Here is a 23,965-nt window from a genome sequence, read left to right as displayed (position 1 = left end):
AAACACGAATATTTATAGGTAAAATTAACACAAATATGCGTTTTTAAGCAAGTGTATTTCGCTCACCTAAAATCCGCACTGCATAAACTTCCTCACAAAAGCCACGTAAGCCATTATAAATACGACTGACACGGGCTTCACTATCCACTAAACCAAACACAGTTGGACCACTTCCACTCATTAATGTAGCATCAGCCCCAAAACGCTTCATTTGCTCCTTTAACATCACCACTTCTGGATGAAGCTTAAATGTTACAGTTTCTAAAACATTTCCTAGTGAAGTACACATTAGCTCATAATCCTTTATGCCAATTGCACGTATCATTTGCTTTGTATTTGGATGTTTCAGCCCTTCGACCTTTAACCCTCCATATACTTCAGCCGTTGAGACACCAATTTTCGGCTTAGCTAAGACAACCCAACAATTAGGAGGTGCTGGTAATTCTTCTATGATCTCTCCACGCCCTGTAGCTAATGCTGTGCCACCATAGACACAAAACGAAACATCTGAACCAATTTTAGCCCCTAGCTCAGCTAGTTCATCTATGGATAAACCTAATTCCCATAGCTCATTTAAGCCCTTTAATGTAGCAGCCGCATCACTACTTCCACCCGCTAGCCCTGCCGCAATAGGAATCTCCTTTTCAATGGTAATGGATACACCTTGTCTAATGCCGTATGTATCTTTGATAAGACGCGCTGCCTGATAAGCAAAATTACGATGGTCAGTGGGCACAAAATTATCTGTTGAAATAATTTGAATCACGCCATCTTCTCGAGATTCAAGACTTATGCGATCAGCCAAATCGACTGTTGTCATGACCATCTCAACTTCGTGAAAATTATCTGGTCTTTTATAAAGTACATCTAATGTTAAATTAATTTTTGCAGGCGCCTTTACATAAAGCATTTTTCTTCCTCCCTTATCGCTCACGCATCAACAACGCCTCGTGTCCTTACATTCGAACTTTTGAAGCTGCTTAAAAAGCTCCTTTTCTAAATTCATGACATCCGCTGGCAGCTTTACCTTGACTCAGTGGGCATTTGTATATCTGCTAAATCAAAATAAAAGTTTATTGTCGCGTAAGATTTTTCATTTTATTTTACCATATTGGTCATACGAAAATGGAAAAAAAGAACCGTATACCCTGTTCGGTGTAACGGTTCTCTGTTGTCAGCTGTATTTGTTGTGTTTGTAAGAATTTTTATCCCTGCTGTTTCAAGATAAGCGTAGTTTACTTACGTTCCTGCTCACTACTTGCTCGTTCAGCCATTTCAATGGCACGTTTCACCATATTACCAGCATCACGAGCTTTTATGCCGCCCCAGCCTTCTCTTTGCACAACATCATAAAATCCAAGCTCTTTTGCGATCTCTTCTTTTAATCGAGGTGACATGATACCTTTTCTAGGCATAGTAACTCCTCCTTTAACAGCTGACGAATTTAGTATGCCCATGAAAACGCAAAACACTCATGTAGTTTTTAACATACATGAGTGTTCCTAAAATATAGAAATAAGTACTAGAAACTATTTTGCGACAGCAGCTTTTGCTTCGTCTAAAAATGTAATCTCTACTGCTTCAGTTAAAATATCTGTGTAACTATACGATACGCGCTTACACGTATTGTCTTCTTGATCGAGTTCTACTACAAAGATGGCGCGATATGTCTCGCGTAATATCCCTGCACACTCAACCGTTTTCTTGCGACCACCGTTTGCTTTCAATTGCAAACGTTTACCCAAATGACAATCCAACGACTTTTTAATGTCCGCTAAAGTTTTTGGCATTTTCGCTTACACCTCACTAATAACCAGTATAAACGATACGCCCAAAAATGTCAACAAAATATAATATTTTATCAGCCTTCAATAAATTTTGTCAACTTATTTTTTATAAAAATATAGATATTTTTTTACATTTAAGAAAAAATGTTAACAAATTTTTTACTTTGCAAAGACAGGATATAGAGCATCCGCTAATTTCCCAAACTCCTGAATTGTAAGTGTTTCTCCTCGACGGGTCGGCTCTATATTAGCAACTGCTAGTGCTTCTAATATCAGTTCCTTTTGTGCCTTCCCATTTGGCAAACCTGATTGCAAGTTATTGTAGATCGTTTTTCTTCGTTGTACAAATGATGCACGTGTTACGACAAATAAAAAATCCTCATCTATAACTTTAACTGGTGGTTCATCGCGCTTAATAAGACGAATAACGGCAGAATCAACATTTGGCTGCGGCATAAAAACGGTCTTTGGCACAGTCATCGCAATATCCGCCTTCACATAATATTGAATCGCAATCGATAATGAGCCGTATTCCTTCGTCCCTGGCTTAGCCGTTATTCGATCTGCCACTTCCTTTTGCATCATGACAACGAAGCCGCGAATCGGTAGTCGGTCATTAAGTAATTTCATTAAAATGGGTGTTGTTACATAGTAAGGTAAATTAGCAACAACCATAATATCCTCAATTTCTGGCATCTCCTCAGTAATAACCTTTGCAACATCTGCCTTTAAAATATCAGCATGAACAATTGATACATTATTATATGGGCTAAGTGTATCATTTAGTACAGGCAATAATCGTTGGTCAATTTCAAAGGCAACAACCTTTTTAGCATTTCTCGCCAAATGCTCAGTTAATGCACCAATACCAGGCCCAACTTCAATGGCACCGCTGTTTTCTGTTAAATTTGCATGACTTACTATATTTCGTAAAATATTTGGATCAATTAAAAAATTTTGCCCTAAGCTTTTTTTAAATGAGAATCCATATTTTTTTAAAATTTCCTGTGTTCGTATTGGTGTTGCTATATCTTTATGCATTCTCTTCCTCCTGATCTAACTGTGCAATCGCCGCACCAAATTGCTGTTCTGTAATTTGAAACATCTTCAATCGTTTATGAAGCTGTTTACCATTTGTTGCACCAATATTTAAAATGTCCCCCAAACGTTCACGACGCTGCTTCGCCTGTGGATGACCTATTAAACGCGCTGTCATTAAATCCTCCAGCGTAATATCATCTTGGTTTGGCACATCATAATTTAGGGTATATACATGTTGTAGGGCTTCACGAATATCCTTATCTGCTGCATGCTCAATTCCTAATCCTTTACCGTTCTTTGCAATTGTTTTTGCTTTTGGTAAAAAGGCATGCTTGACTCCTTGAACATGCTCCTCAATAATGGCACGTATCCGACGTCCAGGATAATCAGGATCGGTAAATACAATAACACCACGCTTCTCCTGTGCATGCTGGATTCGCTTCAATGTCTCCGCTGATATAGCCGATCCATTTGTTTCGATCGTATCTGCTTGTACGGCTCGCTGAATAGCTGTCGTATCATCTTTTCCTTCAACAACAATGATTTCTTTAATTTGCACAAAGGCTCCTCTTTTCTACCTTATCTTCTGACCATTTTACAACTGTGTGCTACCGTTTGTACAGAAATTCAAGGCAAGCCTCCTGTTATCTATCAGTAGAGGGAACTATTCATCTCTTTGAAAGTTCTATATTGGGATCTATCAATTTTAATAAAAAAAGCTTTCCCGCCAGTCAAAACAGGAAAGCTTCATCAGTGAAAAACATTTTGATTAATTTTACAGTTTTTTTAATTTAATACTTTAACACGGACTTTCTTACGTCCCCAGGTACGTGCTTGAGCATCACTTTGGACAAGTACATCAATTTTATTACCTTTAATAGCGCCCCCAGTATCAGCAGCAATAGCTGTGCCATAGCCCTCCACCCAAACCTTTGAGCCTAATTTAATAACAGACGGATCAACTGCTATCACCTTTAAGCCAGAATTTGAGCGTAAATTAATACCTGTTGCCGATATCCCTGAACATCCATTGCAATAGGGTGTATAGGCTGTTGCCGTTACGTAGAATTCCTTTCCATTCGTCGGCTCCACTGCACCACGTGAGACAGTTGTTGCTGTACTCGCAACGACTGTTTTTGTGCCAACTGCAACGACTTTCGTCTTCGGCTCTTTTACTATTTTCTCAGATTGTAAATTTTTAGCGACAACCTTACCATTTTCTTTAACAACTTCATAGGTACGAGAAATGGATCCTTTCTCACCTGCTGTTACTACTTTTTCTTTTCCTTTTAGCAATGAAGCATCCTGTTTCTTTTCAACTGCGAAATCTAAAGAGTCTTCCACTACATCGATAACCTTTTCTACGCGAACTACTGTGATTTTACTCGCTGGAGTAATAACGTCCTCTGGGTTATTGTCGACACGATCGAATTCATTTAGCTGAATTCCTTGTTGTTTTAAAAAGTTAGCGACCGTAGTCGAAGTGGACCATACTTGTTTTTTGTTTACACCATCAACAAGCACCACTTGAAACGCTTTTTGAATATCAATTTTGCTATCTTCGCCTAGCTCAGTATCTAGTCCTTGTGCTAAGGAGTCGTGTTCTGATACTTCGATATTTGCTTCCTTCAAAATGTCCTTCACTAGTGTTTCAGTTGTCCAAACTTTTGACTGATTTCCATCAACTGAAATTGTTACTTCTTTTGCCTGTTCCCATGTAATTGCTAATCCATTAACAATTTTGGTATTCAGAGAGGGTGAGACTTTATCATGCTCTGCTACATCTATATCTTGATCTTGTAATAATTGTTCTACAGTTTTGGCATGTGTTGATACTTCGATTGTTTCTCCGTTTGCTTCAAGCTTTACGGCCTTTTTCGTACCTTGGTAAAGCACGAAAGAAATGACAGACACAAACAGGACAAGTGAAATAATTCTTATCACTGTTTGCTTACTCCTCAATGATCCTAAGAACAAGTTTTTCATGGAATTATTTGACATGAAAAAACGCCTCCTTAATACAAGGTTGGATTATACGGACTAGTTTTGGCACTGTCAACCCGAAAGTATTTCTCAGTAAATTGACTTCTGTGTTTTTGCCAACCACAAACCCAGTATTGGAGGCATCTTAGCTAGTTACTTGTCAATCCCAAAAAATTTTTTCGCATTAGTAGTTGTGGCTTGTGCAATTTCCTCAATTTTCAACCCTTTCAATCGTGCAATTTCCTCTGCAACTAGTGGCACAAAAGCGGGTTCATTACGCTTACCTCGATATGGATGTGGTGCTAAATACGGAGCGTCTGTTTCAATCATCAAGTGCTCCAAAGGTATTTCAGTTGCCACTTCCTTTGGTAGACGCGCATTTTTAAATGTCACTGGTCCCCCAAGGCTAATCATAAAATTCATAGCGATACATTCACGGGCTGTTTCTACACTACCGCCAAAGCAGTGCATAACTCCTCCAACGGATGCTGCATTTTCTTCTCGTAAAATTTGCACAACATCTCCTGTTGCATCTCTGTTATGAATAATAATTGGCAATTTAATCTTTTGTGCTAATTGAATTTGTTTGCGGAAAAGTGCTTGCTGGACATCTTTCGGGGATTTATCCCAGTAGTAGTCCAAGCCAGTTTCACCAATACCAACTATTTTTGGATGTGCTGCTAATTGTTCAATCCACTCTAAATCTTCTTGCGTACAATCAATGGCATCTACTGGGTGCCAGCCAATAACACCATAAACAAAATCGTACTGCTCAATCAATTGCATTGTTCTTTCAATGGTTTTACGGTCAAAACCAATAACAACCATTTTTTCTACTTTGGCTTCAAGAGCTCTATCAATCACCTGTTGAAGGTCTTCCTCATACTGATCTGCATTTAAATGTACATGTGTATCAATAAACATTTTCATTCTCCTAACATTGATTTTATTAAAATTTATTATTTCATATTTTTCGTAAGTATTACAATTTCGTTACAAACTATTCGCAATTGTGACATTCCACTTAAGCTCCAGATCCGTTAACAGTTCTATATACCTATATTTTTGTCAATTTTAAAATGAATAAATTATCTCAAAATAATAAACATCCCATTTTTCTAATCAATTTGAAAAGCCTGCTGAATGTTTTAAATTCGGCAGGCTTATTTTACATTATCATTTTACTTTTGCGCCATTTTCAAGTTTTTGGTCTACTGAGGCTAATTTTAAAATTCCATCTTTTTCACCAGCTAAAATCATTCCTTGGGATAACTCACCACGAAGTTTCACTGGTTTTAAGTTAGCTACCACAATCACTTTTTGGCCAATAAGTTCATCAGGAGAATAAAATTTTGCAATCCCTGAAACTACTTGGCGTTGCTCGTATCCTAAATCAACCTGAAGCTTTAATAATTTATCTGCTTTTGGAACAGACTCACATGCCGTAACAGTCGCCACACGCAAATCAATTTTCATAAAATCATCGATAGTAATTTCAGGGATTTCTGGAATCTCCTCATCCTTTAAAGTCTTTTTAGCTTCCTCCTCTTGAGGTGTTTTTACAGAACCACGCATTTCCTCACGTATATAGGCAATTTCAATTTCACTCTCTAAACGTGGGAAAATAGGTATTCCTTTTTCTACCACTTTAATGTTTGTTGGAATAGTATTGCCGAATGTTTCAATAGTAGCCCATGCTAAGAATTTGTCATCTAATCCTAATTGATCAATAATGCGTTTTGGGGTAGATGTCATAAACGGTTGTAACATGACAGCAATTTGGTGCAAACTTTCTGCCAAGTTTCGCATAACAGATCCTAATTTCGGTTTATCAGCTTCTTCCTTTGCCAATACCCAAGGTTGCGTTTCATCTATATATTTATTTGTTCGTGATACAAGTGTCCATAAATCCGCAAGTACGACACTAAATTGCATTTTTTCCATACTTTCTTCATATTTAATACGTACCGACTTTGCCTGCTCTTGTAATGCAACATCAAATTCTGTCGGTTCAAGATTTTCTGTAGGAATGACACCATCAAAATATTTATTAATCATTGAGATAGTACGATTCAATAAATTCCCTAAATCATTCGCAAGGTCAAAATTTGTACGTTCAATAAATGATTCCGGTGAAAATACGCCATCAGCGCCAAATGGTAATTCGCGTAAAAGGAAATAACGTGTCGCATCTAGTCCATATCGCTCAATCAACATTTCAGGATAAATAACATTGCCCTTTGATTTAGACATTTTCCCGTCCTTCATCATAATAAAACCATGGGCAAATACTTTTTTCGGTAATGGTAAATCCAGCGCCATTAAGAAGATTGGCCAATAAATCGTATGGAAGCGTACAATATCTTTTCCTACTACATGCACATCAGCTGGCCAATATTTGTTGAATAATGTTTCATCCTCTGAAAGATAGCCTAAAGATGTAATATAGTTTGTTAAGGCATCCACCCATACATAAATAACATGCTTTGGATCCCCGGGTACTTTAATCCCCCAGTCGAAGGACGTTCTTGACACTGATAAATCTTCTAGCCCTGGCTTAATGAAATTATTAATCATTTCATTTTTTCGTGATTCTGGCTCAATAAATTCAAGGTTTTCGTCGTAATAAGCCAATAAACGATCTGCGTATTTCTTCATATTAAAGAAGTACGATTCCTCTTTTACCTTGTGTACCGGACGACCACAGTCTGGACAGTTTCCATCAACTAATTGAGTCTCTGTAAAGAATGATTCACAAGGTGTACAGTACCAGCCTTCATATTCGCCTTTGTAAATATCACCATTATCTAAAAACTTTTGGAAAATCTTTGCGACAGCCTTTGTATGTCTTTCTTGCGTTGTTTGAATAAAGTCATCATATAAAATATCCATTAAAGCCCAAAGTTTTTTCGCAGCATCTGCAATTTCATTTACATAATCTTGAGGATGTTTGCCCGCTTCAGCTGCTTTTTCTTGAATTTTTTGGCCATGCTCGTCCATTCCTGTTAAAAAACGAACATCATAGCCACGTAAGCGTTTATAGCGTGCCATCGTATCCGATGCTACCGTTGTATATGCCGTACCAATATGAAATTTCCCACTTGGATAATAAATAGGTGTTGTTATATAGAATGTTTTTTGTTGTTCACTCACAAGAACTGCCTCCATCGTTTTACAATATACTTTCTATTCTAACGAAGTACGAAATTCGTTTCAATGAAAGTTTATCAATTGCGAAAATTGTCGAATAATATATTAAACCCATTTACTTACTTAATTAAGAATCTTTTTTACTAGTCATCAAATTATTTAATAAAAACCTTTTAAAAAAAATAAAAACCCTGCAATCTCCTCCAAAAATTTTTTATAAAACCCAATATTAGTGTATTAATTAATTGACGTTTATGGCATTACTTGGTATGATAACTATCAGACAAAGAAATAATGTCGAAATTTGACGAAATACCAATATAACATTTATAAATTAGGAGGAAAACTATTATGAAATCAACAGGAATTGTACGTAAAGTCGATGAGTTAGGACGTGTAGTAATTCCTATCGAGCTACGCCGTACGCTAGGTATTGCTGAAAAGGACGCTTTGGAAATCTATGTGGATGATGACAAGATTATCCTAAAAAAATATATGCCAAATATGACATGTGCTGTTACTGGTGAAGTTTCAGATGATAACCTTCGTCTAGTTGGAGGCAAATTAATTTTAAGCCCAGAAGGCGCTGAAATGTTAGTAAAAGAAATTCAAAATAACTTAAAAAAATAATAATTATACACCTAAATCAACATAGTGGTTTAGGTGTTTTTTTATCTTTTGCTCTATTTCTGGGAAATGCTACTAGTTTTGATTTATATATTGTAATATACCCATATGACAAATTACTTATAATATTTATGCTAACTTTTTTATAGCCTTTCTCTATAAATTACTTTAATTAACTTATAATGCATATTAAAATAACAACCATTTTTTAAATTTCAAACCTTTTTATGTTAATAATACTATCATTTTCAATTATTTTCAATTTTCCAAAAAAGAAAGAGTCACCTTTTTAGGCAACTCCTTACGACTAATTGGTATGGTATTCATTATAAATATCCCGCTTTGCTACTTGTCGTAGTTTTGCTACTTCCTTAATTGCCTCTTTTGATGTTTTATTTGATTGATGAATCAAGTAATCAACATGCTCAATGATAGACATTGTATGCCAATATGCTTCTTCCTGACTCTCCTCTTCAACATCACGATTGCCTTCTAAAACAATACAAAATTCTCCTCGTATCTCCTCTGTTTGTGACCATTCTACAGCTTCAGCCAGTGTGCCACGCAAAAATTCTTCAAATTTCTTTGTTAGCTCCCTAGCTAAGACGATGCGACGATTCCCCAGGATTGCTTCCATATCCTTTAGTGTATCCTTTAAGCGATGTGGTGCTTCATATAATAAAATGGTTTCTTGACGCTTTTTTAACTGCTCTAATTGCTGGCGACGCTCTTTTTTTCCACGGTTCAAAAATCCATAAAAGAAAAATGGCTGTGGTGTCAACCCTGAAGCAATTAATGCGGAGAGCGCTGCATTTGGACCTGGTATTGGCACAACAGGGAAATTTTGCGCAATAGCTTTTTCAACAATGTCTGCGCCTGGATCAGAAATACATGGTAAGCCTGCATCACTTACTAATGCTATGGTTTTCCCTTCATGCAGTAAAGCTAACAATTTTTCTCCACCTACAACTAAATTATGTTCATGATAACTCATTAAAGGTGTTTCAATATCAAAGTAATTACAAAGCTTTTTCGTATTCCTCGTATCCTCTGCTGCAATCATATCTGCTTCCTTTAAAATACGCAGTGCTCGTACACTTATATCCTCTAAATTACCAATTGGTGTTCCTACAAGATATAAGCAACCTAGCTTATCCTGCATTGTACTTTTTTGTGATTTCATGATTCATCCCTCCTTATATAATTTATTTTTTGCTCTCTCGTTAATTGCTTAAAAGCATATTCCGCACGCATCGCTTCTTGCTTGGTTGCAAACACTTCCTTATAAATACATTTTACTGGTCCTCTAGCTCTTGTATATTTTGCCCCTTTACCAGCATTATGTACAGCAAGTCGTTTTTCGATATTATTTGTATACCCTGCATAAAGAGTATGATCAGCACACTCTAACACATAAAAGTAATGATTATTGCTCTTTTCCATAAAGAATGTCTCTCACTTCATCTGTATATTCGTTATTGTCATTATAAACATATAAAGGCGGTAATATTTTTAAATCTGGCTTTCCATCCTTGATTCCTTCTATTAATAATGTATTTGCCTCTTTTCCTTCTTTCGGGTAAATAAGTTGCATCCGTTTCGGCTCTAAACGATTAGCACGCATGGCTGTCACAATATCTAATAAACGACCAGGTCGATGAACAAATGCTGCCTTCCCACCCTGCTTTAGTAATTTACTCGCTGCTTGAATCGCTTCTTCTAATGTTAAATATAGTTCATGACGTGCGATAGCATAGTGCTCACTTAAATTTTTATCACTGGCCTCATGTGCTAAAAAATAAGGCGGGTTACAGGTCACAACGTCGAATTTTTCAATGCCTAGCTGCTTCGGTACTTCTTTTACATCGCCAAGCATCATTTGAATTTGATGTTCTAGCTGGTTATAACGAATGCTTCTCTCTGCCATATCAAATAAACGCGGCTGAATTTCTACTCCCGTTATTTGCCCCTTTGTACGCCCACTTAAAAAGAGCGGTATAACGCCATTGCCAGAGCATAAATCAACGATTTTTCCCTTATGATATGGAATATTGACAAATTTCGAAAGCAACACCGCATCTAATGAAAATGAAAAGACAGAGGGGCTTTGAATAATACGCAAATCCTCAGCCAGCAAATAATCTAATCGCTCATCACCTTTTAGCCATTTTTCCATGCATACTCCTCCTATGTTACAAAATAAAAGACTGATACCACCGTAGTGGGAATCAGCCTTGTATTACACATTTTGTTTATTTAAAAATGATAGGCAAAACAGACAATCTTCACCTTTACGTGAACTTCCAAAATGAACATGACAAACATGGAAGCCTTCTTGGTATAGACGTGCTAGGTTATCATAACCTTCACCTATATCTAGCGGACTCTCTTTCTTTACTTCAGCAGCTTGTACGGAGTTTGTGTTAGAAAGTAGTTCTTCTAGTCGTGTACGAAGATGATGATTTTCTGTTTCAAGCGCTTTATGTTCTTCCATCATTAGCGCTACAAATTGTTTCAATGCACCAAATTGCTCCTGCATTGCTTCGAGCTGTTGTTCGAACTCCATAACGGTATCTAAGAAATTACGGTCCTTCACCCAAGCCACCTCGTTAAATTCTCTATCTTATATAAGATTTTTTTCGCATGCTAGTAGTTCTTCTAATGTATACTCAATCGTACGTTCTTGCTCCTGTAAATATACTTGAATGAGTCTTTCCAGCACATTTAAGCCTACTACTTTACCACGGCCATCTGGTGTCATTGTAATTTCACCTACATCTGGCATGCCCTCTTTTGCTTCTTCATATTCATCATTTTCATATTTCAAACAACACATTAAGCGACCGCAAAGACCTGATATTTTTGAAGGGTTTAACGATAAGTTTTGATCTTTCGCCATTTTAATAGATACAGGATCAAAATCACCTAAAAATGTGGAACAACAAAGCATTCGACCACATGGACCAATGCCACCTAATAGCTTTGCTTCGTCACGCACACCAATTTGGCGAAGTTCAATACGTGTTCTAAAAACGGAAGCTAAATCCTTTACAAGATCTCTAAAATCTACTCGTCCTTCAGCCGTAAAGTAAAAAATAATTTTATTACGATCAAATGTATACTCAACATCTACAAGCTTCATTTCTAGCTTATGCTCAGTAATCTTTGTACTTGCAAGTTCAAATGCACGCTTCGATTCTGCCGCATTTTCCTCTACTTGTATACGATCACGCTCATCCGCCGGTCGAAGCACCTGTTTAAGTGGTAATACAACATCATTATCACCTACTACTTTTTGAGGAACAACTACTTTACCATACTCTATGCCGCGAGCTGTTTCAACAATCACATACTGGCTATCTTCTAGTGGAAATGATGCTGGATCAAAATAATATATTTTACCCGCTTTTTTAAAGCGGACTCCTACTACATTATACAAATGTATATCCCTCCTGCAGATTTAGCATTAACTGCTCCATCAATAACGTCCTATTCATGTTACGCTGTAGTGAAGCGCGCGCCTGTAAAATAGATTCCATTTGCTTAGATAATTTTTCATAAGTGGAATGTAGCGCAACTTCTTTAAATAGCGATAACATGTCTGGATAAGTACAAGCTGCTTCGGGATTAGCTTTTATTGACACTATATCACGGTAAGCAAATAATAGTAAATCCAATGCTTGCTCCATCTCGCTTTTTTCTTTAAAATGGGGTAGCCATTCGTCATAGACAATAAGCATTGCTTCATGTACATTTTGCTGAATGGCCTCTACTAATTTTAACACTGTTTTTCGAGCAAGTGCAAACTCATCATCATTTGCTAAGAATAGAGCCATTTCAAGCTCATTTGTCATCATACTTACTGTTGAAGCCATTGCAGAAGAAATATGATTGTCCTGTAAATGTTTTAACAAAACATGACGTGGCAGTTTTTGAAATTTGATATGTTGGCAGCGAGACCGGATTGTTGGAAGTATGGATTGCATTTGCTCTGTTAATAAAATCGCAGTAACCTCTCCATCTGGCTCCTCCAAAAATTTAAGAATCATATTGGCGGAAGCTATATTAAGACGGTCTGCATGATGAAGTACATAAATTTTCCGTCCTTCCTCCACGCCCATCATTTTCATCTCTCCAATTAATTCTCGTATCTGATCAATTTTTATAAATTGACCTTCTGGAGAAATTTGATGAACATTTGGATGATTTCCCGATTCAACACGTCTGCAATTTCGACATGTTTCACATGGAACATTGTTATTCGGGTGCTCACATAGCATTAATTTGACAAAAAAGTGCATAATATGCGCCTTGCCTGTCCCTTTTTCACCCTCAAAAATATATGCATGTGCTAATCTATGTTTGTCAAAAATCGTTTGAAGTTGCCTCATTACGACTGGTTGTAGTGTGAATAGCTCTTCAACATTCTTGCCCATATATTAAAATCCTTCCTATATCTATACCTAAAGTGTCTTTTCACTTTTGTTTAGAAATATTGCAGTGCTTCAAATCTTCTCTACAAATCAATATTTGAAAAAAGCCCGCATCTATCTTTAACAGGGAGACACGGGTTTTACATATATAAATTAATTAGTAAGCCTTTAATCTCACCAATTTTATCGAGCAGGTCAACCGCTTCTTTTTCTTCATTTAAAATATCCTCGGTAAGCTCTAGTAGACGTGCATCAATCGTGTCAATAATTTTTAAGCGTCGTCCCTCACCAAAACGATTCCAAGTATGTGATTGCTTCAACTCCATACCATGTTCCACCGTCTCTTGTAAAAAGCGTTTAACAAGCATTTTAAACCTAGCAAGTTCTCGTAAATTACGTGATCTTGCAACGCGATCACCAGCAGTAGAAATATCACCTAATAAACGTGTTAATTGATCGGTTTGTAGCTTAGTGCCCTGCTTAACGACCATATCTCCAAAACGGTTATTTTGATTATTATTTTGTAGTGGCTCTTTATGATTGGTATTTACTCCAACGCGTATATCTTGATTAATTTTCAAGCTGTTTTCGCCCCACTATCTTTATTGATTTCTCCTGAGCACAATTGTATCAAGCTGGTAAAGCATAGGCTGAAGGCTTTACACCAATCAGCCTCATATTTAAATTTCTACTATATTAAAAATGATGGAATTGCTCAATCGGTAAAACGAAAACAGTAGCTCCTCCTACCTCAACCTCTACTGGATAAGGAATATAGGAATCAGCATTTCCACCTAATGGAGAAACTGGTGCAACCATTTGCTCTCGTGCTCGACAATTATCCCGAATTATATCTAAAAGTTTGGGTATGAGAGAGTCTTCAGTTCCTATAAGAAACGTCGTATTTCCAGAACGTAAAAATCCTCCTGTGCTCGCTAATTTAGTTGCACGAAATTGATTTTTCGTTAAAGCATTCGATAAACGGCTGCTATCCTGATCTTGCACTACAGCTACGACTAACTTCATTCGCACTCACCCCTTTTATAAAATTCATCTAAAACAATTTCTTATACCATGTTGAGACAGATAAAATACACCTTGGTATGACTACCTTTAGATTTTTTCGAGCTTTGCGCAGGAAAAACATAACATCAGTCGTCAGGGCTTTTATCTGTATAAAGATAAAATAATGGATAATATCATTATATCACAATGTTGTAGACAACTTCATGCATTTACTGCATTGCCTTCAATAATAATGACCATACTTCTTCAACAACATCCTCGATATCTTGCTCTGCATTCACCACACGTATACGTTCTGGGTATTGCTCCACGAGTTGTAAATACCCAGAACGAACCTTTTCATGAAAGGCTACACTTTCAATATCTAAACGATTTACTTCACGACCTCCAGTTGCATGAATACGTGCTAAACCAACCTCTGGTGGAAGATCAAACAAAATGGTTACATCAGGCAGTTTTTTACCAATAGCAAACTCATTAATGGAAAGCACCTCATCCACACCTATTCCCCTTGCATAACCTTGATAGGCTAATGATGAATCAATAAAACGATCACATATTACCAGCTTGCCAGCATCTAAAGCAGGTCGAACTTTTTCAAAATAATGCTGACTTCTTGCAGCGGCATATAACAATGCCTCTGTTCGCTCGTCCATAGCTGTATGTGCAGGATTTAAAATAATCGTTCTTATTTTTTCAGCAATTTCGATACCACCTGGTTCTCTGGTTGCTAACACATCAATATTTTCTTGTGCAAGCCGCTTTGCTATTTTTTGAATAACTGTTGTTTTACCAGCTCCCTCTGGACCTTCAAATGTAATAAATAAATTACTATTCATGCTGTTATTGCCTCCAACTATTTAATGACCTGAATCATTTTTTCTGTTAAACGATGATGTCCCTGAAATGTCGCACCTACTGCTAGTAACTCCTCTAGTTGACTTAGCTTTGCCACTGTTATCTTTTCTCCAGGAACAAGAAGTGGAATACCAGGAGGATATGGAATAATCATACTTGCCGCAATCCGTCCTATTGTACGCATATAGGGTAACCACTCTTTATTTAATGATGCAATCTCATTAAATGTGTACATAGGCTCAGTAATAGGTGCAAACTGATAGGCAGTTCGTGGTGCTGCTTTGCTAGCTGTTTTTTCTGTATCGACAAGCATTGTTATCGCCTCTTTTATCCGAATACGTATTTCTGCAAATGGATAGGTGTGTCCTTGCTTAAGTAAAGGGAGCATTAGTAATACTTGATTAGCATCAGCTAATTCCCCGTACACATGCTGCGCCTCTAATACTTGCTGTAATTGAAAACCACTATAGCCATTGACACGTAGTAATAATTTAAGTGGATCATCTACTTCAATGACTTCCAATGAGCCAATTGAGCGTAATGCTTCCACCCATTGATTCTTTTTTTCTATTATATATGCCCCATCACTCTCCATATATGTCTGTACATAGTGGCGGGCATCATCTAATGACGCTAATAATAGATAAGACGGACTGCTGGATTGCAGCATGCGTAAATAATAATGGATACGATCTGCATCAATTAATTGTGAATTGACATGCAAAAAGGATGCCATTGTCATTGCAGGTAATGTTTTATGTGCTGATTGTACAACGATATCAGCTCCAAATGATAAAGCGGATGGTTGAAATAAAGTACAAGCATGGAAGTGAGCACCGTGTGCCTCATCTACCAAGACAGGAATCCCCTTTTCCTGACAATAAGCGATCTGTTGCTGTATATCAGATGAAGTCATCCCATAATAAGTAGGATATGTTAACACGACTGCTTTGGCCTTTGAATAGCTCTCAACAGCTTCTTTAAGATCTCTATAAGTAACATATGTAGCCGTTAAGGTGCGTTCATCCCATTGTGGTGACACAAATATAGGCTTTGCACCAACAAGTTCAATCGCATGAAAAATAGACTTATGCGCATTGCGTTGAACAATAATCGTATCACCTGCCTGGCAAGTTGCATAAATCATTGCTAAATTTCCCACTGTTGAGCCTCCTACTAAAAAAAAGCTCTTCATCGCTCCATATGTCTTTGCCAACAAATTTTCTGCCTCTCCTATCATTTCTTCAGGATAATGTAAGTCATCCAGCCCCGATAGCTCTGTTACATCATAACGCATCACATCTTTAAATGCTTGTGGGAGATGGGATAACTCGCCATGCTTATGTCCTGGCACATGAAAGGATATATTTTGCTGCTGACGAAAACGTTCTAAACCCTCGATAATCGGTTTTTTCTTTTGCACAACAAACACCCATTTTCGTTATATTCTTCTTTTAATTATACGGGATTCTAACATGATAACAAAGCTCTCCTTCATCTATACACAATTTATTTAATAAATTACCTTATCATAAAAAACCGACCTTTATCTGTTAGGGTCGGTTCACTCAATAAAACTATTTTTTCCCTACCTTTATAGCTATTTCTTTTACTAGTTGCTCTACTAGCTGTGGTACAAATCTTTCTAACACAGGGTTCATTATTCCTGCTAAAAAACCACTAGCCTTCATGGTTAAATTCCCAACCGGCTGATATGATTGATTTTCGCTTTCTTTTATTTCAAATAACCCATCACCATTTATCAGGTCTGATAATCCTACTAAATCAAATAAAAGTTGATCTGGATCTGATTGTTTCACCTTAAGTTCTACTTTTACAGCCTTTTGAATAATACCAAAATCACCTTGAAAGACCCAAATCATATCTTGTTCATTTAGAAACTCGCGATGTCAATAACCTGGAATTAAAACTGCCCATTCTCCTTTATTTTGAGTAAACTCCTGCAATTTTTCTTTCTCAATATTAATGTCTTCACAATATTGTCCCGTCGCCAATGTATTTTGCCCCTTTATATATTCATGTTATTTAATTAAATTCCAACATTTTATAGGTTTATAAATACATAAGGTTTTCACTTTTATAATTAAAAATTATAAGAGGCTGTAGGAAAATCAAAGTGTATCTAACTTTCCTACAGTCCTCTTTAATAATTGACTATATTACTCATTAAAAGTAGTGGAATCAATATTTTTATTATATATCTTATATCACTTTGAAACTCCTTATTTAAAATTGTTCTATTAGGAAGACTGGAAAAAATTATTTGAGGTTCTATAACTATTGTTTTGAACGATTAACCCATTCAGAAGTTTGTTATTCGTATGAGTAATAGGTCCCCTCATGATGTCTCACCACTACTTTGACCTCTCACAGCTAATTTTTCCGACCAATTTTCTGTGTTATGAGCTCTTTGGCTATTCTTACAGTTATCTAAAATTAAGTAACTATCTTTTCCTTCATAGAGCCTAGATAGTCTAATATAATATGTACACCACACATACAAAAAAGCAGTCAGCTCTATATGCTGACTGCTTTTGTTGGCCTAGCGATGTCCTACTCTCGCAGGGGGAAGCCCCCAACTACCATCGGCGCGAAAGAGCTTAACTTCCGTGTTCGGGATGGGAACGGGTGTGACCTCTTTGCCATTATCACTAGACTTGCACATGGATGTGCTGGCTTCTGCGTTGCAACACGGATGTTGCGTTCTTAGCAGAAGTTCCTTTTTTAAAGCTTCAAAATATATCGTATCTTAAAACTTTTTTGAAAGGGTTATTCTTTCAAAACTGGATAAACGGTGCATTGAATGGTTTAAACATTTTGGTTAAGTCCTCGATCGATTAGTATTCGTCAGCTCCATGTGTCGCCACACTTCCACTTCGAACCTATCTACCTCATCGTCTTTGAGGGATCTTACTTACTTGCGTAATGGGAAATCTCATCTTGAGGGGGGCTTCATGCTTAGATGCTTTCAGCACTTATCCCGTCCACACATAGCTACCCAGCGATGCCTTTGGCAAGACAACTGGTACACCAGCGGTGTGTCCATCCCGGTCCTCTCGTACTAAGGACAGCTCCTCTCAAATTTCCTACGCCCACGACGGATAGGGACCGAACTGTCTCACGACGTTCTGAACCCAGCTCGCGTACCGCTTTAATGGGCGAACAGCCCAACCCTTGGGACCGACTACAGCCCCAGGATGCGATGAGCCGACATCGAGGTGCCAAACCTCCCCGTCGATGTGGACTCTTGGGGGAGATAAGCCTGTTATCCCCGGGGTAGCTTTTATCCGTTGAGCGATGGCCCTTCCATGCGGAACCACCGGATCACTAAGCCCGTCTTTCGACCCTGCTCGACTTGTAGGTCTCGCAGTCAAGCTCCCTTGTGCCTTTACACTCTACGAATGATTTCCAACCATTCTGAGGGAACCTTTGGGCGCCTCCGTTACCTTTTAGGAGGCGACCGCCCCAGTCAAACTGTCCGCCTGACACTGTCTCCTGCCCCGCTTAGGGGCATGGGTTAGAATTTCAATACAACCAGGGTAGTATCCCACCGACGCCTCCTTCGAAGCTGGCGCTCCGAGATCTCTGGCTCCTACCTATCCTGTACAAGTTGTACCAAAATTCAATATCAGGCTACAGTAAAGCTCCACGGGGTCTTTCCGTCCTGTCGCGGGTAACCTGCATCTTCACAGGTACTATAATTTCACCGAGTCTCTCGTTGAGACAGTGCCCAGATCGTTACGCCTTTCGTGCGGGTCGGAACTTACCCGACAAGGAATTTCGCTACCTTAGGACCGTTATAGTTACGGCCGCCGTTTACTGGGGCTTCAATTCGCAGCTTCGCTTGCGCTAACCACTCCTCTTAACCTTCCAGCACCGGGCAGGCGTCAGCCCCTATACGTCACCTTACGGTTTTGCAGAGACCTGTGTTTTTGCTAAACAGTCGCCTGGGCCTATTCACTGCGGCTCTCTCGGGCTTTCACCCTATCAGAGCACCCCTTCTCCCGAAGTTACGGGGTCATTTTGCCGAGTTCCTTAACGAGAGTTCTCTCGCACACCTTAGGATTCTCTCCTCGACTACCTGTGTCGGTTTGCGGTACGGGCACCTCTCACCTCGATAGAGGCTTTTCTTGGCAGTGTGAAATCAGGAACTTCGTCCATACGGACTCGCCATCACAGCTTGGCGTTACAGTGTGCGGATTTGCCTACACACACGCCTATCTGCTTGGACGCGCATATCCAACAGCGCGCTTACCCTATCCTCCTGCGTCCCCCCATTTCTCAAACGGTGAGGAGGTGGTACAGGAATATCAACCTGTTGTCCATCGCCTACGCCTATCGGCCTCGGCTTAGGTCCCGACTAACCCTGAGCGGACGAGCCTTCCTCAGGAAACCTTAGTCATACGGTGGACGGGATTCTCACCCGTCTTTCGCTACTCATACCGGCATTCTCACTTCTAAGCGCTCCACCAGTCCTTCCGGTCTGACTTCAACGCCCTTAGAACGCTCTCCTACCACTGACATCGTAGATGTCAATCCACAGCTTCGGTGAATCGTTTAGCCCCGATACATTTTCGGCGCAGCGTCACTCGACCAGTGAGCTATTACGCACTCTTTAAATGATGGCTGCTTCTAAGCCAACATCCTGGTTGTCTGTGCAACGCCACATCCTTTTCCACTTAACGATTACTTGGGGACCTTAGCTGGTGGTCTGGGCTGTTTCCCTTTTGACTACGGATCTTATCACTCGCAGTCTGACTCCCGTGTATAAATATCTGGCATTCGGAGTTTGTCTGAATTCGGTAAACCGGGATGGCCCCCTCGTCCAAACAGTGCTCTACCTCCAGTATTCTCATCACGAGGCTAGCCCTAAAGCTATTTCGGAGAGAACCAGCTATCTCCAGGTTCGATTGGAATTTCTCCGCTACCCACACCTCATCCCCGCACTTTTCAACGTGCGTGGGTTCGGGCCTCCAGTAAGTGTTACCTTACCTTCACCCTGGACATGGGTAGATCACCTGGTTTCGGGTCTACGACCACGTACTATTTCGCCCTATTCAGACTCGCTTTCGCTGCGGCTCCGCCTTCTACAGCTTAACCTTGCACGTAATCGTAACTCGCCGGTTCATTCTACAAAAGGCACGCTATCACCCATTAACGGGCTCTAACTACTTGTAGGCACACGGTTTCAGGATCTCTTTCACTCCCCTTCCGGGGTGCTTTTCACCTTTCCCTCACGGTACTGGTTCACTATCGGTCACTAGGTAGTATTTAGCCTTGGGAGATGGTCCTCCCGGATTCCGACGGAATTTCACGTGTTCCGCCGTACTCAGGATCCACTCTGGAGAGAACGAACTTTCGACTACAGGGCTGTTACCTGCTCTGGCGGACCTTTCCAAGTCGCTTCATCTAACTCGCTCTTTTGTAACTCCGTATAGAGTGTCCTACAACCCCAAGAGGCAAGCCTCTTGGTTTGGGCTCTTCCCGTTTCGCTCGCCGCTACTCAGGGAATCGATTTTTCTTTCTCTTCCTCCAGGTACTTAGATGTTTCAGTTCCCTGGGTCTGCCTTCAAGACGCTATGAATTCACGTCAAGATCCTACGCGATTAAACGTAGTGGGTTCCCCCATTCGGAAATCTCCGGATCAAAGCTCACTTACAGCTCCCCGAAGCATATCGGTGTTAGTGCCGTCCTTCATCGGCTCCTAGTGCCAAGGCATTCGCCGTGCGCCCTTAATAACTTAACCAAGTTACTAAGCCTAAAAAAACTTAAAAAATAAATGTGTTTGTTGCTGTCGCTGCGCTTTCGCACAAAAACAGCTTGTTACAATTTCAATGTCGTTTTATCCAGTTTTCAAAGAACAAAGCTACTGCCTGCTTCTACTTCTTCGCAGCTTTGCGACGAAAGTGTAGCGACAGGAGCACATATATGAAGTGTTTCATTCAGAAAGAATGAACCTTCAAAACTGAACGCAAAACGTAATCATTGTTTCATCCTCGATGAAACCTTCCGTAAATATCCTTAGAAAGGAGGTGATCCAGCCGCACCTTCCGATACGGCTACCTTGTTACGACTTCACCCCAATCATCTATCCCACCTTCGGCGGCTGGCTCCAAAAGGTTACCTCACCGACTTCGGGTGTTACAAACTCTCGTGGTGTGACGGGCGGTGTGTACAAGGCCCGGGAACGTATTCACCGCGGCATGCTGATCCGCGATTACTAGCGATTCCGGCTTCATGTAGGCGAGTTGCAGCCTACAATCCGAACTGAGAACGACTTTATCGGATTAGCTCCCTCTCGCGAGTTGGCAACCGTTTGTATCGTCCATTGTAGCACGTGTGTAGCCCAGGTCATAAGGGGCATGATGATTTGACGTCATCCCCACCTTCCTCCGGTTTGTCACCGGCAGTCACCTTAGAGTGCCCAACTAAATGATGGCAACTAAGATCAAGGGTTGCGCTCGTTGCGGGACTTAACCCAACATCTCACGACACGAGCTGACGACAACCATGCACCACCTGTCACCGTTGCCCCCGAAGGGGAAACTATATCTCTACAGTGGTCAACGGGATGTCAAGACCTGGTAAGGTTCTTCGCGTTGCTTCGAATTAAACCACATGCTCCACCGCTTGTGCGGGCCCCCGTCAATTCCTTTGAGTTTCAGTCTTGCGACCGTACTCCCCAGGCGGAGTGCTTAATGCGTTAGCTGCAGCACTAAGGGGCGGAAACCCCCTAACACTTAGCACTCATCGTTTACGGCGTGGACTACCAGGGTATCTAATCCTGTTTGCTCCCCACGCTTTCGCGCCTCAGCGTCAGTTACAGACCAGAAAGTCGCCTTCGCCACTGGTGTTCCTCCAAATCTCTACGCATTTCACCGCTACACTTGGAATTCCACTTTCCTCTTCTGCACTCAAGTCCCCCAGTTTCCAATGACCCTCCACGGTTGAGCCGTGGGCTTTCACATCAGACTTAAAGGACCGCCTGCGCGCGCTTTACGCCCAATAATTCCGGACAACGCTTGCCACCTACGTATTACCGCGGCTGCTGGCACGTAGTTAGCCGTGGCTTTCTAATAAGGTACCGTCAAGGTACAGCCAGTTACTACTGTACTTGTTCTTCCCTTACAACAGAGTTTTACGATCCGAAAACCTTCTTCACTCACGCGGCGTTGCTCCATCAGGCTTTCGCCCATTGTGGAAGATTCCCTACTGCTGCCTCCCGTAGGAGTCTGGGCCGTGTCTCAGTCCCAGTGTGGCCGATCACCCTCTCAGGTCGGCTACGCATCGTCGCCTTGGTGAGCCATTACCTCACCAACTAGCTAATGCGCCGCGGGCCCATCCTATAGCGACAGCCGAAACCGTCTTTTAGTCTTTTACCATGAAGCATAAGAGATTATTCGGTATTAGCCCCGGTTTCCCGGAGTTATCCCAAACTATAGGGTAGGTTGCCCACGTGTTACTCACCCGTCCGCCGCTAACGTCGAAGGAGCAAGCTCCTTCTCTGTTCGCTCGACTTGCATGTATTAGGCACGCCGCCAGCGTTCGTCCTGAGCCAGGATCAAACTCTCCATAAAAAGAAATTTGATTTGCTCAAATTGTTTTGCTGGCATCAATTTTGATGTCCAAAATTTTTGTTTTGTTCACTAACTGAAGCTAGCTACTTAAAACTTGATTGATTACGTTTTGCTTGTTCAGTTTTCAAGGTTCATTCATTTGCCATTATTTATTTCCTAACAGCAACTCTTATATAATATCATGTCTCAAACAAATTGTCAACATAAAAATTATTTATTTTTTGTTTCAAGTTGTTGTATTAGCGACTTTTCTAAATATACCATAATATATTTATATTGCAAGTCTTTTATAAAAAAAACATTAAAGCTGTTATTCCTAAAACGCCAGGGATACCCAAAACTGCAATTGTTAGGACTGAAAACAGATTGATTGGCACATTATAGCCTATATAACCGATACCTAAATGAATCATAAACAATAATAGAAAAGCAAATGCAAAGCGAAACCAAAATATAGATAATCCTTCTAATATTTTACCTAGCTTAGCATGTCTTATTATTACATAAAGAAAAAGAAGCCCTACAGGAACACAAATACTCATAATTACTAACCATGACATATGGTTACCTCCTTAAATAGAATAACTATGAAAGTTTATGTTTCCTGTTTTGCTTCTATGAATGCTTAAAAGGCTATTTTAATAATACTTTACGAATTCTAGCTTCCTTAAATAAATAAAAATGAATGCTTTCTGCTGCTTTTCGATGTGCAATAACCCCAAGATCATAGTCATCCATCAATTCTTCTATAACCTTTGCCTGTTGTAAATCCTCTTTTGTGGATTTGATAAGATTTACAAGTTTATCGTCAAATTCTTTTTTTAACTTTCCTTTACTACGGAAGAACATATTAATCCCTCACTTACAACTCTCGTCGACCTTCCATGGCCTTCGATAATGTCACCTCATCAGCATATTCTAAATCTCCGCCTACCGGTAAGCCATGTGCAATACGTGTTGTGCGAATACCCGATGGTTTTACAAGTCGGGATATGTACATTGCTGTTGCCTCACCCTCAATTGTTGAGTTTGTAGCTAAAATTAGCTCCTGAACACTTTCATCTTGTAAACGGACTAGCAAGGAGGCGACATTAATGTCCTCTGGTCCAATACCATCCATAGGTGAAATAGCACCTTGTAATACATGATACATACCGTTATAATCGCGCATTTTTTCCATTGCAATAACATCCTTTGTATCTTGCACAACACAGATAATAGAATGATCTCGTTGCTTATCTGTGCAAATATGACATGGATCGATATCCGTTATATTGCCACAGACAGAACAATAGCTTAAATTACGTTTAGCATCAATTAATGCCTTCGAGAAAGATAATACATCGTCTTCTTTCATTGATAATACAAAAAACGCCAGACGAGCCGCGGTTTTCGGCCCGATACCTGGCAATTTCATAAAACTATCGATTAATTTGGATATTGGTTCTGGGTAGTACATATA

The 23,965-nt window shown here is 39.7% G+C and carries 23 protein-coding genes and 3 rRNA genes; 1 reads left to right on the top strand and 25 read right to left on the bottom strand.

The window, feature by feature from the left end; translation table 11 throughout:
- Nucleotides 1-43 precede the first annotated feature (43 nt).
- From ispE to metG, 8 genes are all read right to left on the bottom strand, one after another.
- Complete coding sequence (gene ispE, locus MHB44_RS00415; RefSeq protein WP_341301137.1) at nt 44-910, bottom strand: 4-(cytidine 5'-diphospho)-2-C-methyl-D-erythritol kinase; 867 nt, start codon at nt 908-910, stop codon at nt 44-46.
- Between the two features lie 325 nt (nt 911-1,235).
- Nucleotides 1,236-1,415, bottom strand: a complete 180-nt coding sequence (locus tag MHB44_RS00410) for a small, acid-soluble spore protein, alpha/beta type (RefSeq protein WP_053997048.1) — start codon at nt 1,413-1,415, stop codon at nt 1,236-1,238.
- Between the two features lie 114 nt (nt 1,416-1,529).
- Complete coding sequence (locus tag MHB44_RS00405) at nt 1,530-1,790, bottom strand: Veg family protein (RefSeq protein ID WP_004229199.1); 261 nt, start codon at nt 1,788-1,790, stop codon at nt 1,530-1,532.
- 156 nt (nt 1,791-1,946) lie between these two features.
- Nucleotides 1,947-2,828, bottom strand: coding sequence for a 16S rRNA (adenine(1518)-N(6)/adenine(1519)-N(6))-dimethyltransferase RsmA (gene rsmA, locus MHB44_RS00400; RefSeq protein WP_341301136.1), 882 nt, complete (start codon nt 2,826-2,828; stop codon nt 1,947-1,949).
- Nucleotides 2,821-3,387, bottom strand: a complete 567-nt coding sequence (gene rnmV / locus MHB44_RS00395) for a ribonuclease M5 (RefSeq protein ID WP_341301135.1) — start codon at nt 3,385-3,387, stop codon at nt 2,821-2,823. Before rnmV ends, rsmA begins: the two co-directional genes overlap by 8 nt.
- Nucleotides 3,388-3,614: 227 nt before the next feature.
- The gene (locus MHB44_RS00390) at nt 3,615-4,829 is read right to left on the bottom strand and encodes a ubiquitin-like domain-containing protein (RefSeq protein ID WP_341301134.1); all 1,215 of its coding nucleotides are present in this window, start codon (nt 4,827-4,829) and stop codon (nt 3,615-3,617) included.
- A gap of 135 nt (nt 4,830-4,964) precedes the next feature.
- Nucleotides 4,965-5,735 (bottom strand): TatD family hydrolase, encoded by a 771-nt coding sequence (locus tag MHB44_RS00385; protein ID WP_341301133.1) that lies wholly within the window; start codon nt 5,733-5,735, stop codon nt 4,965-4,967.
- Nucleotides 5,736-5,987: 252 nt separating this feature from the next.
- Entirely contained in the window at nt 5,988-7,964 is a 1,977-nt protein-coding gene (gene metG / locus MHB44_RS00380) for a methionine--tRNA ligase (protein ID WP_341301132.1), read from the bottom strand.
- A 348-nt stretch (nt 7,965-8,312) separates the two neighbouring features.
- Here metG and MHB44_RS00375 point away from each other — a divergent pair, with 348 nt between their 5' ends.
- Nucleotides 8,313-8,591 (top strand): AbrB/MazE/SpoVT family DNA-binding domain-containing protein, encoded by a 279-nt coding sequence (locus tag MHB44_RS00375; RefSeq protein ID WP_053997054.1) that lies wholly within the window; start codon nt 8,313-8,315, stop codon nt 8,589-8,591.
- A 304-nt stretch (nt 8,592-8,895) separates the two neighbouring features.
- Here MHB44_RS00375 and rsmI read toward each other — a convergent pair whose 3' ends face one another.
- The 17 genes from rsmI to recR form a co-directional block, all read right to left on the bottom strand.
- Nucleotides 8,896-9,771, bottom strand: coding sequence for a 16S rRNA (cytidine(1402)-2'-O)-methyltransferase (gene rsmI, locus MHB44_RS00370; RefSeq protein WP_341301131.1), 876 nt, complete (start codon nt 9,769-9,771; stop codon nt 8,896-8,898).
- Nucleotides 9,768-10,031, bottom strand: coding sequence for a GIY-YIG nuclease family protein (locus tag MHB44_RS00365; protein ID WP_341301130.1), 264 nt, complete (start codon nt 10,029-10,031; stop codon nt 9,768-9,770). The genes rsmI and MHB44_RS00365 overlap by 4 nt, the downstream gene beginning before the upstream one ends.
- Complete coding sequence (locus tag MHB44_RS00360; RefSeq protein WP_341301129.1) at nt 10,015-10,764, bottom strand: tRNA1(Val) (adenine(37)-N6)-methyltransferase; 750 nt, start codon at nt 10,762-10,764, stop codon at nt 10,015-10,017. The genes MHB44_RS00365 and MHB44_RS00360 overlap by 17 nt, the downstream gene beginning before the upstream one ends.
- Nucleotides 10,765-10,827: 63 nt before the next feature.
- The gene (gene yabA / locus MHB44_RS00355) at nt 10,828-11,184 is read right to left on the bottom strand and encodes a DNA replication initiation control protein YabA (RefSeq protein WP_004229222.1); all 357 of its coding nucleotides are present in this window, start codon (nt 11,182-11,184) and stop codon (nt 10,828-10,830) included.
- A gap of 27 nt (nt 11,185-11,211) precedes the next feature.
- Entirely contained in the window at nt 11,212-12,027 is an 816-nt protein-coding gene (locus MHB44_RS00350; protein WP_341301128.1) for a stage 0 sporulation family protein, read from the bottom strand.
- Nucleotides 12,020-13,024, bottom strand: a complete 1,005-nt coding sequence (gene holB / locus MHB44_RS00345) for a DNA polymerase III subunit delta' (RefSeq protein WP_341301127.1) — start codon at nt 13,022-13,024, stop codon at nt 12,020-12,022. The genes MHB44_RS00350 and holB overlap by 8 nt, the downstream gene beginning before the upstream one ends.
- A gap of 137 nt (nt 13,025-13,161) precedes the next feature.
- Nucleotides 13,162-13,602, bottom strand: coding sequence for a YaaR family protein (locus MHB44_RS00340; protein WP_341301126.1), 441 nt, complete (start codon nt 13,600-13,602; stop codon nt 13,162-13,164).
- A 115-nt stretch (nt 13,603-13,717) separates the two neighbouring features.
- Nucleotides 13,718-14,047: a cyclic-di-AMP receptor gene (locus tag MHB44_RS00335; protein WP_004229230.1), complete on the bottom strand. Its 330-nt coding sequence runs from the start codon at nt 14,045-14,047 to the stop codon at nt 13,718-13,720.
- A 209-nt stretch (nt 14,048-14,256) separates the two neighbouring features.
- Nucleotides 14,257-14,886, bottom strand: a complete 630-nt coding sequence (gene tmk, locus MHB44_RS00330; RefSeq protein ID WP_341301125.1) for a dTMP kinase — start codon at nt 14,884-14,886, stop codon at nt 14,257-14,259.
- Between the two features lie 17 nt (nt 14,887-14,903).
- The gene (locus MHB44_RS00325) at nt 14,904-16,337 is read right to left on the bottom strand and encodes an aminotransferase class I/II-fold pyridoxal phosphate-dependent enzyme (RefSeq protein WP_341301124.1); all 1,434 of its coding nucleotides are present in this window, start codon (nt 16,335-16,337) and stop codon (nt 14,904-14,906) included.
- A gap of 145 nt (nt 16,338-16,482) precedes the next feature.
- Complete coding sequence (locus MHB44_RS00320) at nt 16,483-16,788, bottom strand: hypothetical protein (protein WP_341301123.1); 306 nt, start codon at nt 16,786-16,788, stop codon at nt 16,483-16,485.
- 678 nt (nt 16,789-17,466) lie between these two features.
- Nucleotides 17,467-17,582 (bottom strand): 5S ribosomal RNA (gene rrf, locus MHB44_RS00315).
- Between the two features lie 161 nt (nt 17,583-17,743).
- Nucleotides 17,744-20,672: ribosomal RNA gene (locus MHB44_RS00310) — 23S ribosomal RNA — on the bottom strand.
- 279 nt (nt 20,673-20,951) lie between these two features.
- A 16S ribosomal RNA gene (locus MHB44_RS00305) occupies nt 20,952-22,503 on the bottom strand.
- Together the 16S, 23S and 5S rRNA genes form the textbook arrangement of a ribosomal RNA operon.
- A 287-nt stretch (nt 22,504-22,790) precedes the next feature.
- Nucleotides 22,791-23,063, bottom strand: coding sequence for a pro-sigmaK processing inhibitor BofA family protein (locus MHB44_RS00300; RefSeq protein WP_341301122.1), 273 nt, complete (start codon nt 23,061-23,063; stop codon nt 22,791-22,793).
- 73 nt (nt 23,064-23,136) lie between these two features.
- A complete protein-coding gene (locus tag MHB44_RS00295) occupies nt 23,137-23,352 on the bottom strand; it encodes a YaaL family protein (protein ID WP_341301121.1) in 216 nt (71 codons plus the stop codon).
- Nucleotides 23,353-23,365: 13 nt separating this feature from the next.
- Nucleotides 23,366-23,962: a recombination mediator RecR gene (recR, locus tag MHB44_RS00290; RefSeq protein WP_341301120.1), complete on the bottom strand. Its 597-nt coding sequence runs from the start codon at nt 23,960-23,962 to the stop codon at nt 23,366-23,368.
- Between the last annotated feature and the right edge of the window lie 3 nt (nt 23,963-23,965).

The organism is Lysinibacillus sp. FSL H8-0500 (assembly GCF_038051955.1).
Classification (GTDB): domain Bacteria; phylum Bacillota; class Bacilli; order Bacillales_A; family Planococcaceae; genus Lysinibacillus; species Lysinibacillus macroides.
This window is presented reverse-complemented; position numbering and strand designations above follow the sequence as displayed.